Source organism: Nocardioides kribbensis, from assembly GCF_015070375.1.
Classification (GTDB): Bacteria; Actinomycetota; Actinomycetes; order Propionibacteriales; family Nocardioidaceae; genus Nocardioides; species Nocardioides kribbensis.
In genome coordinates this window covers 1-14,061 of the sequence record NZ_JADCLL010000002.1, presented here as the reverse complement: position 1 = coordinate 14,061, position 14,061 = coordinate 1, and the positions used below count along the sequence as shown (strand labels likewise).

At 70.7% G+C, this 14,061-nt stretch carries 13 protein-coding genes and 3 tRNA genes; 9 read left to right on the top strand and 7 right to left on the bottom strand.

Going from position 1 to position 14,061, the window contains the following annotated elements; translation table 11 throughout:
- Positions 1–29 precede the first annotated feature (29 nt).
- Positions 30–117 (bottom strand) — tRNA-Ser (locus IR170_RS05830).
- Between the two features lie 75 nt (positions 118–192).
- On the opposite strand from IR170_RS05830, the gene IR170_RS05825 reads away from it, so the two are divergent.
- The 3 genes from IR170_RS05825 (at position 193) to IR170_RS05815 (ending at position 1,318) form a co-directional block, all read left to right on the top strand.
- Positions 193–669 carry a hypothetical protein gene (locus tag IR170_RS05825; protein ID WP_056905065.1) on the top strand — a complete coding sequence of 159 codons (477 nt, stop codon included), beginning with the start codon at positions 193–195 and terminating at the stop codon, positions 667–669.
- Between the two features lie 107 nt (positions 670–776).
- A tRNA-Ser gene (locus IR170_RS05820) sits at positions 777–867 on the top strand.
- Positions 868–1,138: 271 nt separating this feature from the next.
- Positions 1,139–1,318 (top strand): hypothetical protein, encoded by a 180-nt coding sequence (locus IR170_RS05815; RefSeq protein WP_193661631.1) that lies wholly within the window; start codon positions 1,139–1,141, stop codon positions 1,316–1,318.
- A gap of 273 nt (positions 1,319–1,591) precedes the next feature.
- Here IR170_RS05815 and IR170_RS05810 read toward each other — a convergent pair whose 3' ends face one another.
- Entirely contained in the window at positions 1,592–2,617 is a 1,026-nt protein-coding gene (locus IR170_RS05810) for a LuxR family transcriptional regulator (protein WP_193661630.1), read from the bottom strand.
- Positions 2,618–2,960: 343 nt separating this feature from the next.
- Here IR170_RS05810 and IR170_RS05805 point away from each other — a divergent pair, with 343 nt between their 5' ends.
- The gene (locus tag IR170_RS05805) at positions 2,961–4,799 is read left to right on the top strand and encodes a phosphoenolpyruvate carboxykinase (GTP) (protein ID WP_193661629.1); all 1,839 of its coding nucleotides are present in this window, start codon (positions 2,961–2,963) and stop codon (positions 4,797–4,799) included.
- Positions 4,800–4,898: 99 nt separating this feature from the next.
- Positions 4,899–4,971, top strand: a tRNA-Arg gene (locus IR170_RS05800).
- Between the two features lie 85 nt (positions 4,972–5,056).
- Here IR170_RS05800 and IR170_RS05795 read toward each other — a convergent pair.
- The 4 genes from IR170_RS05795 to IR170_RS05780 form a co-directional block, all read right to left on the bottom strand.
- Complete coding sequence (locus IR170_RS05795; protein ID WP_193661628.1) at positions 5,057–6,241, bottom strand: Fic family protein; 1,185 nt, start codon at positions 6,239–6,241, stop codon at positions 5,057–5,059.
- A 677-nt stretch (positions 6,242–6,918) separates the two neighbouring features.
- A complete protein-coding gene (locus IR170_RS20525; protein WP_193661627.1) occupies positions 6,919–7,587 on the bottom strand; it encodes an IS3 family transposase in 669 nt (222 codons plus the stop codon).
- A gap of 55 nt (positions 7,588–7,642) precedes the next feature.
- Complete coding sequence (locus tag IR170_RS20520) at positions 7,643–7,837, bottom strand: hypothetical protein (RefSeq protein WP_406603375.1); 195 nt, start codon at positions 7,835–7,837, stop codon at positions 7,643–7,645.
- A gap of 219 nt (positions 7,838–8,056) precedes the next feature.
- Positions 8,057–8,926 carry a serine hydrolase domain-containing protein gene (locus IR170_RS05780; RefSeq protein WP_193661626.1) on the bottom strand — a complete coding sequence of 290 codons (870 nt, stop codon included), beginning with the start codon at positions 8,924–8,926 and terminating at the stop codon, positions 8,057–8,059.
- Positions 8,927–9,092: 166 nt separating this feature from the next.
- Between IR170_RS05780 and IR170_RS05775 the strand changes: the two genes are divergently transcribed.
- The 4 genes from IR170_RS05775 (at position 9,093) to IR170_RS05760 (ending at position 13,551) form a co-directional block, all read left to right on the top strand.
- Complete coding sequence (locus IR170_RS05775; RefSeq protein ID WP_193661625.1) at positions 9,093–10,595, top strand: hypothetical protein; 1,503 nt, start codon at positions 9,093–9,095, stop codon at positions 10,593–10,595.
- A 71-nt stretch (positions 10,596–10,666) separates the two neighbouring features.
- A complete protein-coding gene (locus IR170_RS05770; RefSeq protein ID WP_193661624.1) occupies positions 10,667–11,758 on the top strand; it encodes an endonuclease NucS domain-containing protein in 1,092 nt (363 codons plus the stop codon).
- Between the two features lie 67 nt (positions 11,759–11,825).
- Positions 11,826–12,233, top strand: coding sequence for a hypothetical protein (locus IR170_RS05765; RefSeq protein ID WP_193661623.1), 408 nt, complete (start codon positions 11,826–11,828; stop codon positions 12,231–12,233).
- Positions 12,234–12,312: 79 nt separating this feature from the next.
- On the top strand, positions 12,313–13,551 hold the full coding sequence (locus IR170_RS05760; RefSeq protein WP_319804921.1) for an MFS transporter: 1,239 nt from the start codon (positions 12,313–12,315) through the stop codon (positions 13,549–13,551).
- A 48-nt stretch (positions 13,552–13,599) separates the two neighbouring features.
- On the opposite strand, the gene IR170_RS05755 is transcribed toward IR170_RS05760, so the two are convergent.
- Positions 13,600–13,926, bottom strand: a complete 327-nt coding sequence (locus tag IR170_RS05755) for a hypothetical protein (RefSeq protein ID WP_193661621.1) — start codon at positions 13,924–13,926, stop codon at positions 13,600–13,602.
- Positions 13,927–14,061: the final 135 nt, after the last annotated feature.

Genomic DNA, 14,061 nt, shown 5'->3' with positions numbered 1-14,061 from the left:
GGGGCACCCAGGCGACCAGGCACGGCACGTGGCAGAGGGGGCGGGATTCGAACCCGCGGTAGGTCTCCCTACGACCGCTTTCAAGGCGGTTCCGATCGGCCGCTCCGGCACCCCTCCTCGCCGCGCCCGCCCGCAGCGCGGGTGGTGCGACCCGCGCAGTCTACGAGGAGCGGGCGGGTGGACAATCGAGGCATGCCCGAGCCGCTGCCGACCCCGCACGACTACCGCATGCACCCCGCCCTGGCCGCCCGCTTCGTGGGCGCCGGCCTGGTGGCGCTGGCGCTGGTGATGTTCGGCGGCACCGCGCTGGTGGCGGTGGCGGGGTGGTCCGGCGACCTGCTGCTCGTGCCGCTGGTGCTCGGCGTCGTCGGCGTCATCACCCTCGGCTGGTGGCTGCGCTCGCGGGCCTACGTGCTGCGCGCCGACGCCGAGGGCTACCACGTGCGGCTGGTGCGGGGCGCCGGTGTGCGGGACGCCGCCTGGCGCGACGTCGAGTCGGCCGCCACCTCCTCCCCGCGCGGCATCCCGTGCCTGGTGCTGCACCTGCGCGGCGGCGGCACGACGACGATCCCGGTGCAGGCCGTCGCGATCGACCGCGAGCAGCTGGTGCGCGAGGTGCAGCGCCGCCTCGACGCCGGTCGCGGCCTGCGCCGCCTCGGCGACTCCTGACCGCGCCGGTCCGCCGCCGCGACGCGGCTCCGAGCCGGTGGGGTCCGGTCCGCGCGCCTGATTGGTGCGCCGGGACGGCCTCCTTGTAGCCTGTGCTCGCTGTTCCCGGAGGCGTCGCATAGTGGCCTAGTGCGCCCGCCTGCTAAGCGGGTTGAGGGTTGAACCCTCTCGCGGGTTCAAATCCCGCCGCCTCCGCCAGCCACGACCCCCGTCGGACTCCTCCGCCGGGGGTCGTCCTGTCCCCGCCGACCGCACGGCGCGCGCCCGCCGGGGTGACGGCGTGACCCGGGCGACACCGGCGGCGACCGGCGGGGTGCTTGCCACGGACCCGCGGCTCGGGCGACCCTCGTGGCAGTGCACGGGCCGGCCTCGGGGTCGGACCGCTATTCCGCGACGGCGGCTGCAATCTTCTGCAATGCAGGTTTCTGAGCCAACCCGCCGCGCCCGATCGCGCCGCCGACGACGCAGGATGGAGCCACGGGCCATTCCGTGGGCCCCCGAGGACAAGGACTCCGCCATGAACGTCGCCCGCAAGCTCGCCGTCACCGTCGCCGCCACCGTCCTGAGCGTCGGCCTCGTCGGTCTCACCTCCGCTCCCGCCCAGGCCGACACCAGCTGGGGTTGCGGCGGCTGCGTCAGCAAGAAGTGACCTGAGCGCGGGCTGGTCCCGCGCCTCTCCCTTGTGAGACGGGGAGCGAACGTCCCCCCCGACTTGTTCGGTCCCAGTGCCGGTCCACGGCCCGTCTCCCCCCGAGGACAGCGACTCCGGTCGCTGTCCTCGCTGGTTCCGGACCCGTACGCCGCTGGCGTGCGGGTCCGGCCCACGTCAGGCCCCGCCACCTCCGGTCCGGTCACGCCCGGCCCGGTCACGCCCGGCCCGGTCACGCCCGGCACCGCGCGCGCCGGGCCGTGCGGCGGAGCGTCACTCCTGGTCGGGCGCGCCCGTCTCGCCGTCGAGGGCCCGGTCGCCCTGCACCCCGCGCCGGCCCATCAGGTAGCCGAGCTGGAAGCGGGTGTCGGCGTCGTGCTCGGCCTTGAGGTCGGCGACGTAGCCGGCGTAGGTGCGGGGGCTGACCCCGAGGCGCTTGGCGCTGACCGGGTCGGCGTGGCCCTCGATGAGCATCCGGATCGTCATGGCCCGCTGCTCCTCGGCGATGTCCTTCATCGTCGTGGACTCGCGGTTGCCGAAGGGGCGCGCGCGCTCCCAGGCGCGCTCGAATACGTCGACGAGGTAGGCCACCACCGAGGGCTCGCGCACGGCGATGGCCAGGGTGTTGTCGTCGGTGGCGGGGATGACCACGACGCGGCGGTCGACGACGATCATGCGGTTGAAGAACTCGTCCAGCGTGCGCACCTCGGCGCCGAGGCCGGTGACGGCCGCGACGTACTTGTGCGTGACCGCGCTGCGCCGGGCGCTGTGCTGGTAGAGCGTGCGCATCCTGACCCCGCGGGCGAGCGCGGCGGTGTCGCGCAGCGCGGCCTCGGCGAGGGTCTGCGGGTCGCGGCCGGTCTGCGGCTGCGCGGTGAGCAGCTCGCTCTCGGTCTCGGCGGTGAGCCCGCCGATGTAGGGGCCGATCGCGGCGCCGCGCAGGTAGGTGAAGGGCCCGCGGCCGCCGGTCTCCGGGGCGCGACGCCACGCCTGGCGCAGCGGGCCGAAGGCGCGCGCCCACTGCGAGGACTCCTCCAGCAGGCGCCCGGCCTCCGCGCTCAGCGGGGTGACCACCCGCGACTGGACGGCGGCGGGGTCCTCGGGGAGCCAGGTCGCGCTGTCGGCGTCGAGGCTGACCAGACCGAGCTGCACCAGCAGGTCGAAGGCCGGCCGGTCGTCGGCGCCCTCGGCCACCCGCGGGTCGTCGGCGGCGATGCCACCGGCCGCGACCATGTCCTCGTAGAGGGCGACGCAGTGCTCCTCGAAGGCCGCCCTGTCCTCGGGCCCGAACACCGCCACGCGTCCCCCTGACCTGGCCCCTGACCTGGCTCGTCGTCGTGCGCGAGCACCTGGTGTGCCGCGCTCCCCGAGTCTGCTGCGGATGATGACACACCCCGCGCAGACCCTCCGCGGGCGAGACCCCGGCGACCGGCCGGCGAGCGCCCCGTGGCCCGGCCGGACGGCGTCCTGACTTGGATCGATCCATGATTCGTGGCCCAGGTCACAGGCCTCGGAGGGCCTCGTGGAAGGTCCGAAAATCGCCTGTCCAGTCTGGATCGATCCAACGACCCTGGCGTGCGGAGGGGGGGTAAAGAGCGGCTAGCGTGCCTGTCAAGCAGCCCCGGGAAAGGCGAATCTGGACATGGTCGATGTGGAGAAGGTCCTCGACGAGGCGGGTCTCAAGAACCCGCACGTGCGTGAGTACGTCGCGTACTGGGCGGGGGTGACCGAGCCCGAGCGGATCGAGGTCGTCAACGCCTCCGACGACGCCCGCCTGGTGGCCGAGGCCCTCGAGGCCGGCGAGCTCCTGCCCGCCGGCGAGGGGCTGTACTACTCGCGCTCCTACTTCAAGGACACCGCGCGCTCCGAGGAGCGCACGATCGTGGCCACGAGCAAGCCCGAGGACAAGGGCGTCTACAACAACTGGCGCGACGCCGAGGAGATGACCTCCAGCCAGCTGGAGCGCATGCGCGGTCAGTCGCGCGGCAAGACGATGTACGTCATCCCCTACCTGATGGCGCCTCCCGGCTCCCCGCTCGAGGCCTACGCCGCGGGCGTCGAGCTCACCGACAACCGCCCGGTCGTGCTCCACATGATCCGGATGGCCCGCGTCGGCACCGCCCATGTGGACAACCTCGAGGACCCCACCTCGTTCGTGCGCGCCGTGCATGTCACCGGCGACCTGGAGAACCTCGGCCAGGGCACCCCCGACGACCAGCGCTACTTCGTCACGGTCGCCGACCAGCGCACGATCCTGCACTTCGGCTCGTCGTACGGCGGCAACGCGCTGCTGGGCAAGATCGCCCACGGCCTGCGCCAGGCCTGCTACGACGGACGCGCGTCGGGCAAGTTCCTCGCCGAGCAGTTCATGCTGCTGGGGATCACCGACCACGAGACCGGCAAGAAGTACCACGTGTGCGGCGGCTTCCCGTCGGCCTCGGGCAAGACCAACCTCGCCATGACGCTGGCGCCCGACGCCATGGGCAGCCGCTACCACGTGGAGTTCTACGGCGACGACATCGCCTGGCTCTGGGTCGGCGAGGACGGCAAGGTCTACGCGATGAACCCCGAGAACGGGGTCTTCGGCGTCGCCAAGGACACCAACGAGCTCACCAACCCCACCGCGCTGGACTCCATCAAGCCCGGCAGCGGCGCGATCTTCACCAACGTCGCCTACAACCCCGACACCCAGGAGGTGTGGTGGGAGGGCAAGACGCCCGAATACCCCGCCGACGTCACCGGGTGGGAGGACTGGAAGGGCGAGAAGATCTCCGACCGCGAGGCCGGCGACGACTCCCCGTGGGCCCACCCCAACAGCCGCTTCACCACGACGCTGGCCAACGTGCCCAACGTCGCGGGCGACTTCGAGGACCCCGCCGGCGTGCCCGTCGACGCGATCATCTTCGGCGGCCGCACCCGCGACCGCGAGCCGCTGGTGCGCGCGATCACCGACCTCGCCGAGGGCGTCTACGACGGCCTCACGCTCGGCGCCGAGGCGACCTTCGCCGCCGACGGCCTCGACGGCCAGCTGCGCTACGACCCGATGTCGATGCGGCCCTTCATGGCCTACGCCGAGGCCGACTACGCCGCGCACTGGCTGAAGATCATCGGCGCCGCCACGCAGCAGCCGATCTTCGCCCACGTCAACTGGTTCCAGCGCGACGCCGAGGACGGCCACTTCCTGTGGCCCGGCTACCGGGAGAACCTGCGCCCGCTGCTGTGGCTGGTCAAGTACGCCGCCGGCGAGGTCTCGGGCCGCCAGACCCCGGTCGGCGTCCTGCCCACCGAGGAGGAGCTCGACCTCACCGGCCTCGACCTGCCCGCCGACGAGCTGGCCCGCATCCTCGACATCGACGTCGAGCGCTGGCGCCAGGAGATGGGCTTCCGCGAGGAGCACCTCCAGCAGTTCGACGGCCTGCCCGAGGAGATCTGGGAGGCCCACCGCCGGGTCGCCCAGGCCCTCGCCGACGCCGACTCCTGAGCGTGTAGCCGACCGGGCAGGGGCCGATTTCGACCCACGGTGCCCGGTCGGCTATCCTCGACCAGTCGTCGCACCGGCCCCGGCCGGATCGGCCGACATGCGCCTGTAGCTCAACGGATAGAGCATCTGACTACGGATCAGAAGGTTTGGGGTTCGAATCCCTACAGGCGCACAGAGCAAAACAGCGATTGAACTGCGGAAAGATACGAAGGCCCCCGAGACTTAGCGCTCGGGGGCCTTCCTTCTTTACAGATGCCTCACAAAGCGGCTGTGTCTGCGTATGACCAAGGGGCATCCACGATGCTGTACAGCTCCTTGGCGACCCAGAACATGCGACCCCCACGACCGGTAGTCCCGATCTCTTCCAGCCAGCCGCGACTGGCGGCGTCCTTGATGACGTTGCGCGCGCCCTGGGGCGTCAGTCCGCTCTTGCGCTGCAGGCGGGCCACCGTCATGTAGGGGTTGCTGAAGATGAGCTCGACCAGTGTGTGAAGGTTGTTGGACCGGGAGGCACTGGCCTCTCTGAGGTAGTTCTCCCGGACGTCGACGAGGCGCTCGGCTCGAATGACAGCGTCATCGGCGCTCCGCTTGACAGCTGTCAGAAAAAACTGAAGCCACTCCTGGATCTCACCGCTCTCACGAACCGACTGCAGCCGCTCGTAGTACTCGCGACGATGCTGCTCGAGATAGCCGGACAGGTAGAGGAGCGGTGTCTTGAGCCTTCCCTCCTCCAACAGCATGAGGTTGATCAGCAGTCGACCGATGCGTCCGTTGCCATCTAAGAAAGGGTGGATGGTCTCGAACTGGTAGTGCATGAGGCCGCAGCGGATCAACGTCGGGAGGTCCCCCGGAGTGTTGACGAATGTCTCCCAATCACTGAAGGCGTTAAGTAGGTCGTCCGGAAGGGGCGGGACGAAAATCGCTGTGTCAGGGCTGTCAGTGGTAGAGCCCACCCAGACGGGAGTCCGCCGGAACTCGCCGGGCAGCTTTTCCTGGCCTCGCACGCCAGACAACAGCGTCTCATGCAACTGCAGGATCAGTCTTTGAGTGATCGGCAGGGTCCCCACGAGTGCGTAGCCCTGACGCGTGGCGTCGATGTAGCGCTCAACTTCGGCGATGTCTTCGCTGTCGCTCGGGTGGCCGCTGGCTTCAGCTTGCAGCACATCGGACAGAGATGCCTGCGTGCCTTCAATGCGCGAACTAGCCAGCGCCTCCTGTGTGAGGTAGGGGCCCAGCAGAAGCTCAGGGTCTCTGATGAGGGCCCCTAGTCCCTGCAAGCGTCCGAGAGACGCGTCTGCCTCGGAGAGGGCGCGAACGGTTGCGGTCGTGAGGGCGAGATCGCGGGGGATCGGGGCAGGCTTGAAGTACCAGAATCCCCACTTGTTCCCAGGCTCGCGCACAGCTTCGCCGAAGACTGGTGCGGTGAAACGGTTCGGGTCCATGGGCGAATACTACCAAATAATGATGCGAAAGTTTGCATCTTTGAAGAAGGCGAGCAACTGCTGCTACGTCGAATGGACCTTACTGCAAGCACCCGAGGGACTTGTTAGCAGGTTCGCGTTAACGGTGTCACGCTGCGTTGCCGCGTGCGGGCGGTGCTGCAACCCGTGCGGGGGACTGCTAGCCGCGTGGAGTGTGTCCACAACGTGTGGTTGCTGCGTGTAGCTGACGCTGCAACCGGTTCGGGGTTTTGTTAGCAGGTTCGCGTTAACGGTGTCACGCTGCGTTGCCGCGTGCGGGCGGTGCTGCAACCCGTGCGGGGGACTGCTAGCCGCGTGGAGTGTGTCCACAACGTGTGGTTGCTGCGTGTAGCTGACGCTGCAACCGGTTCGGGGTTTTGGTGTCACGCTGCGTTGCCGCGTGCGGGCGGTGCTGCAACCCGTGCGGGGGACTGCTAGCCGCGTGGAGTGTGTCCACAACGTGTGGTTGCTGCGTGTAGCTGACGCTGCAACCGGTTCGGGGTTTTGCTAGCAGGTTCGCGTTAACGGTGTCACGCTGCGTTGCCGCGTGCGGGCGGTGCTGCAACCCGTGCGGGGGACTGCTAGCCGCGTGGAGTGTGGCAAACTAGGTGCTTAGCAGACCGTTGCCAGCACCTCCGCGAGACGCCCAGCCGCCGATGTCACGCCGCGCTCGGTGCGCGGCACGTAGTGGGCGTAGTGTCGCCAGCGTGTGTCCCAGTAACGCCGCCACATAGGTTGGTGCCTCGCCTGCCCGATGCAGGACAAGCGCCAACGTGTGGCGCACCTCGTAAAGGCGGATGGTTGGCACGCCGGCCTTGACGCACAGCGTCCGGAGTCGGTCCAAGTAGGCGTCTGGTGACACCCCGCGGCCTAGCGTGTCGGCGAGCACCAGCCCGCTGCCGGCGGCCACGCGATCGGCTGCCTAGAGCCGCCGACAGTGAGTGCAGCAAGCTCATCGTGCTCGGGTGTACCTCCTCGACGAGCACCGTTCGGTGCGAGGTGTGCTCGGTGATGTCGGTGACCCACAGCTGGTTCGGGCCGGGGCAGGCGAAGTCTCGTTTGACCAGGTCAGTGGCGATGTTGTCAGGCTTGACCCGCTTCCACCGCGATCGTTCTCCCACGCCCTGCAGGCCGGCGCGGCGCATCGGGCGCTCGACTTGGCCGTGGCCCACCTCGATCCCGCGTCCGAGGGCGAGCTCGGCGTGTACTCGGTGACCGCCGTAGCTGCCGCGGGAGTCGCGGTGGATCTGGATGATGAGGTCGTGAGCAGGGCGTGGCGGATCGAGCGCGGTGAGGGCGTCCGTTTGATCCGGGCGAACCAGCCGCACTCGGAGATCCCTGCGACCCGGCAGGCGATCTGGACGGGAGTGCCCTCGGCGACGATTACTTCCGCCGCCGAGTACCGCCTTTTGGGTGCGCTGACTCCTTCAGTAGCTCGATCGCTCGCCATGTCGCCTTCAGCTCGGCTTCGAGGTCAGCGATCTGCTTGCGGGCAGCGGTTAGCTCGGCCTTCTCGCCGCTTGACAGTCCGGGCGTGAGGCCGCGGTTGATTCTGTCCTGGCGTCGCCAGGTGTAGATCGACTCCTGGCTTATGTCCAGGTCGTGTGCGACCTGTGCGACTGATCTGCCTTCTTCAGTAGGTCCAAGACCTTGCGTCGGAACTCCGGCGGATAGCCCCGTCTTCCCATTGCTGCCTTCTGGTGACGGAAACTAAAATTCAGATGGCATCTCCAAGGGACCCGGGACACGCCAGGGCCTCCACGAAACCCGGGGCGATTCATCTTCGACTGATCTCAGTCAGATGGAGTCGAGGATCGCCACGACGCGCTCGGACGCGAGGTCGGCCCCGGCGTGGTCGTGGGCCTGGATCGTCACGACCGCGTCGCCGAGGAACAGCACGAGCTGACCGTGGGCGCCGTGCAGGCGCCAGGCGTCGCCCGGTCCGCCCCACGCTCCCAGGGAGTAGCGCGCGTAGGCGGGGGAGGCCGCGTCCCGCTCGGTCCAGTCCGAGCGCAGGCCGGTGGTCCAGCGCGAGGAGACCAGTCGCCGTCCGTCCCAGACGCCGTCGTCGCGGATCAGCCGGCCCAGGCGCGCGAGCTCCTCGACCCGCAGGTGCAGCCCTCCGCCGGCGGCGACGTACCCGTGCGGGCACCGGTCCCAGGGCGGCGCGTCGATGCCGAGCGGGGTGAAGAGGGTCGGCTGCAGCCAGTCGACGACGTCGCCGACGACGCTGCTGAGCGCGCGCATCGCGGTGTAGGTGCTCGCGTTGGAGTACTGGAAGACCCGCCCCGCGGACGGGCGCGACAGGAACTCCTGGGCCAGGTCGGGCCAGTCGGTCAGCATCGTCTCGCTCCACGCCAGGTCGATGCCGCTGGTCATCGAGAGCAGGTGCCGCGTCGTGACCGACTCGACGCCCTCGCCGACCACCGGGGGCCGCAGGTAGCGGGTGACCGGCGCGTCGACGTCGTAGAGGCCGGCGTCGCAGGCCAGCCCGACGGCGAGGGTGCAGACCGCCTTGGCCGCGGAGTGCACGTCGCGGCGTACGTCGGGGGACCAGTGGTGGACCGCGCTGTCGTCGGCGAGGAGCACGTGGACGGCCTCGGCGCCGAAACCGTCGGCGTCGAGGGCGCGCACGACCTGCCCGAGGACGTCGCGCGCGCTGGTCACGGCGCCAGTCTGCCGGTCGGTGTCAGCGCCGGTGCGGGGCGTCGGCCGCGGGACGACGACCGGAGGACGCCGGACCGCGGCCGGGAGCCGGGGCCGGCGAAGGATGCTGACGTACCGCCCGTGAGAGCGCGCCACGGTAAAGACGTCCGACACTAGGATCGAGCCCATGCGTCTCGTGTCGACGGTCGTCGGCTTCTTCCTGCGGAAGCTCGGCCTGTTGGCGGCGCTGGTGCTCTCGCTGTTCCTCGGCTACCTGGTCATGCAGTCCCTGGTGCCGGCCCTGCGCGAGGCCGCGGCCGACCGGGACCGGCTGGAGCGGGTCGTCGAGGAGCGAGCCGCGCTGCAGGAGGACCTGGGCCGGCTGCAGGCGGCCGCCGCCGCGGCCCGGAGCGAGGCGACGGCCTCGCTGGAGGCCGAGCTCGGCGACGAGGTCGGCACGCTGCAGGGGGCCGTCGCCGACAAGAGGGCCGAGGTCGAGCGGCTGCGCGACGGCCAGCAGGACGTCTGCGGGCTGGTGCGGGACCTCATCGACCTGGTGACGCCGGGCGACGCGTGCGACGCCGCCGAGGCCGCGGTGCGGCAGGCCGACGAGGCGCTCGACTCCCTGGAGGGCGGTCTCGCCCGGGCCGAGGAGGGTGTGGCCGTGCTGCGCGACCCCGACCTCAGCGACCAGGAGAAGCTGGACCGGCTGGGTCGGGGCGACGACCCGGCGTTCCGCCAGGACGAGATCGACGCGCAGGAGTCGGCGCTTGAGGAGACCCAGAGCGAGGAGGACACCCTGGAGGAGGCCCAGGGCTCCGGCACGGGCTGGGTCGTGGACCAGTGGGCCCGGTCGTGGAAGTGGCTGGCCGTCATCGCGCTCACCGTCCTGCTCGCCCCGATCGTGCTGCGCGTCGTCAGCTACTTCGTGCTGATGCCGGTGGTGCGCCGACTCCACACGCCGGTGCGGCTGGCCGACGAGGCGGAGGCCGCGGACGCCGAGATCCGCACCAGCGACGCGCAGCGCACGATGACCGTCCACGTCGGCGCCGGCGAGGTGCTGTCGACGCGGTCGGCGCACGTGCGCTCGGTGCAGGGCAGGGCCCGCAGCCGACTCCTCTACGACTGGTCCTCGCCCTTCATCAGCTACGCCGCCGGGCTCCACGAGATGAGCCGCCTGGTCGGGGACGAGGCGGGCGGCTCGGTGACCCTGGCCAACCCCGACGACCCCAACGCCTACCTGATGCGCATCGACCTCCGCGACCACCCCGGCCTCGTGATGCACCCCAAGCACGTGGTCGGCGTCGTCGGGACGCCCACGCTGGAGACGCGCTGGCGGTGGGGCGTGCACGCCTTCGCGACCTGGCAGGTGCGCTACATCCTCTTCGCCGGCACCGGCGGCCTCATCGTCGAGGGCTGCGGCGACGTGGTGGCGACCAACCCCGAGGGCAGGGCGACCAGGGTCAACCAGAACCTGGTGATGGGCTTCGACTCCCGCCTGAGCCTGGGCGTCAACCGCACCGAGGTCTTCTGGCCCTACCTGCGCGGCCGCGCGCCCCTCGTCGACGACGAGTTCACCGGCCACCACCCGCTCTTCGGGCAGCAGTCCGACACCGGCGAGGCGGCCAACCCGGTCACCCGGACGTTCAACGCGCTCTTCTCCGGCCTGGGCAAGCTCTTCGGCTTCTAGGCTTTACCTTCGGCTGGGTCGTGCCGCACCCCGCCGCGCTCGGCCCCCGATTCTTCAACCAAGGAGTGCCCGTGACCCTGTACGACATGACCGCTATCAAGAGCGGTCTCCCCTCGACGTCCGCTGCTCTGGTCGAGGTGACGCGGACCAGCTTCGCCGAGGAGGGGATCCAGGAGCGCTCGCACCTGCAAGCCGCGCTGAGAGATCACATCGACCTCATCGACCACGACCTCCACGTGATCGCCGAGGAGTTCGGGGACTTCGAGGGCGCCAACCGGCGCATCGACCTGCTGTGCATCGACAAGAACTGCAAGCTCGTCGTGGTCGAGCTCAAGCGCACGGTCGACGGGGGGCACATGGAGCTCCAAGCCCTCCGTTACGCGGCGATGGTCTCGACCATGACGTTCGCTCAGGTGGTGAGGGCGTTCGCCAAGTACCGCAAGGGTCGCGGCGACGCCGACCACTCCGAGGAGGACGCACGTGACCGCCTCCTGGCCTGGCTGGCGCTCGACGACGAGGAGCTGGTCATCCCGAGAGAGGTGGGTGTCGTGCTCGCCTCCGAGGACTTCAGCCAGGAGATCACGACGACCGTCCTGTGGCTGAACGAGTTCTACGGCTTCGACATCCGTTGCGTGCGGCTCAGCCCCTACCGACTGGAGGACCGTCTTCTGTTGGACGTGCAGCACGTCATCCCGCTGCCAGAGGCCTCGGAGTACACCGTGCGGGTGCGCGAGAAGGAGATCGCCGTCAAGCAGGCCAAGGAATCCGGCGCTGATTGGACCAAGTTCGTCGTCCAGTCTCCGACGAGCACCACCAAACCGTTGCCGAAGCGGTGGGCAGTGCTTGAACTGGTTAAGGGTCTTGCCGAGGCGGGGGTGGCGATGGAGCACGTCAGCCGAGCCCTGCCCGACAGCAAGATCCTGCACGTCACCGGGACGTATCCCGATGCGGAGGCGTTGTGGGCTGCCATCCAGACACAGCTCGGCAAGCCGGACCCCCGCCGCTGGCACCTCGCCCATCCCATCGTCGAGGGCGACAAGACCTGGGTGGTCCACAGCAACTGGGGAACCCAGACCAGGGACGCCTTCAAGCAGCTGTTGGATCTGGCTCCTGGAGGATTCGCCGTGTACGAGGAGGGTGACGAGCCGACGTCGCTCGGCTAAACCCCCGTGCGACACGACCTCGGACGCCGCGCAGGCGGTTTCAGGTCGGAGGAGGAACCATGGCCGCGTGACGATCGACGACGAACGACGGAGGGACGACCTCTACGACGTGCGGCTGCGAGCTCACGACCAACGCTTGGAGCGCGACGGCTGGGTCTACTACGTCCGCGGCGTGCGCCACGACGGCGAGCTGTTGCCTCGGACCGGGGTGACGAGCGAGCTCCTCGTCGACCTGCCGGTGCTCGTGGGGCGCGGCATCCGGTGGGCTACGGCTCGTGTGAGGCGTCGGCGCCGCGACTGGGTCGTGGGGGTCGTGCGGTTGGGAGCGGCACGGACGTGGCGCGACGTCGCCCCCGTCGTGGTGCACCGGGAGGATTTCCCCGGTGCACCTGGCGAGGATGGGCTCGCCGCCCGCATCGACGCGCTCGTCGCGCGAGCGGCGACGGGTGCGTTCGCTCCGCGGTCCGAGTGCTGACGGGGTCTGGCCTGTGCCCGCTCGGAGGCGCCGGCAATCCGGTTGACCCCGCGGGCCCGCGCAGGCTTGGGTGGTCGGCGTGACCGACCGGCTCGGGCCGCTGCGCCACCGCGACTTCCGGCTGCTCGTGGCCGGCACGGCGACCAGCTCGCTGGGCAACGCGATGGCGCCGGTGGCGCTGGCCTTCGCGGTGATCGACCTCGGCGGCTCGGCGCAGGAGCTGGGCCTGGTGGTGGCGGCGTTCGCGCTGGCCGAGGTGGTCACGGTGCTCTTCGGCGGGGTGCTCGGCGACCGGGTCTCGCGCAAGGTGCTGATGGAGGGCTCGGCGGGCGCGTGCGCGCTGGTGCAGGCGGTGCTCGCGGCGGTGCTGCTCACCGGCGGCGCCAGCATCGCGCTGCTGACGGCGATGGGGGTGGTCACCGGTTGCCTGGCCGCGCTGAGCGGCCCCTCGTCGCAGGCGATGACCCGGCTGACCGTGCCCGCGGCCGAGCTGGCCTCGGCGGTGTCGGTGCGGCGGATCGGGCAGACCGGCTCGCAGATCGTCGGCTTCTCGGTGGGCGGGGTGCTCGTCGCGGCCGCCGGGCCGGGGTGGGCGATCGCGGTCGACGCGGCGACGTACGCCGTGGCCGCGGGGTGCTACGCCGCGCTCCGGGTGCCGCACGTGCGGGGCGTCTCGGCCGGCGCCTCGGTGCTGGGCGACCTCGGGGTCGGGCTGCGGGAGGTGCTCAGCCGCACCTGGCTGTGGCTGCTCATCGGCCAGGCCCTGCTCTACCACCTCGTCTACGGCGGCGCCCAGGGCGTGCTCGGGCCGATCGTGGTCGGCGACGGGTTCGGCCGCGCGGCGTGGGGCTGGGCGCTGGCGAGCCTGATGGCCGGCTTCGTGGTCGGCGGCCTGCTCACCCTGCGCTGGCGACCGCGCCACGGGCTGCGGGTGGGGGTCGCGATGCTCTCGCTCACCGCGGCGTTCCCGCTGGCGATGGCCGTCTCCGACCAGCTCGTCCTGGTGCTCCTGGGCGCCTTCGTGCACGGCCTCGGCCTCGAGGTCTTCTCGGTGGCCTGGGACCTCTCGATCCAGCAGAACGTGCCCGAGGACCGGCTGGCCCGGGTCTACTCCTTCGACCAGGTCGGCTCCTTCGTCTTCCGCCCGGTGGGCCTGGCCCTGACCGGGCCGGTGGCCGAGGCGGTCGGCTACGACCGGTGGCTGCTCGTGGTCGCGGGCGTCATGGCCGCCTCGTCGCTGCTGGCCCTGCTCTCGCGCGACGTACGCCGACTCGAGCGGCACGCGCCGCCGCCGCTGGGCGTGGACGCCCCCGCCTGAGCCCCAGGGCCCGGTCCCCCGGGGGCTCAGGCGGGCGCAGCCGGGGGCTCAGGGCAGCTGCGGCTCGGCGAGGCGGGTGACGGTGCGCAGCAGCCAGAGCGACTCGCCGGCGGTGGGGTCGTCGGTGAGCACGACCGAGACCCGCCCCGGCGTGCCGGGCGGTCGGGGCTCGTCGAGCGCCGCGGCGACGCCGGTCTTGGAGGGCGCGTAGGCCCCCGAGGGGCAGGCGAGCAGGTGGACCGACCGGTCGGGGTGCGGCTCGCCGTACCAGGACGCCCAGAGCCGGAAGGCCTCCGGCACGGCGCGCTCGAGGGCCTGCGGGCTCGACCACACGTCGACGGTGACGGTCTGGGACTGCTGGGTGGATGCCTCCATGTCAGCCCCCTCAGACCTGGAAGCGGGCCACGAGGGCCTTGAGCTCGGTGGCCATGGTGGCCAGGGCGGTGGCGGACTCGAGGGTGTTGTGGGCGCCGTGGCGGGTGTCGTCGGCGGCGGAGGCGACTTGGGCGA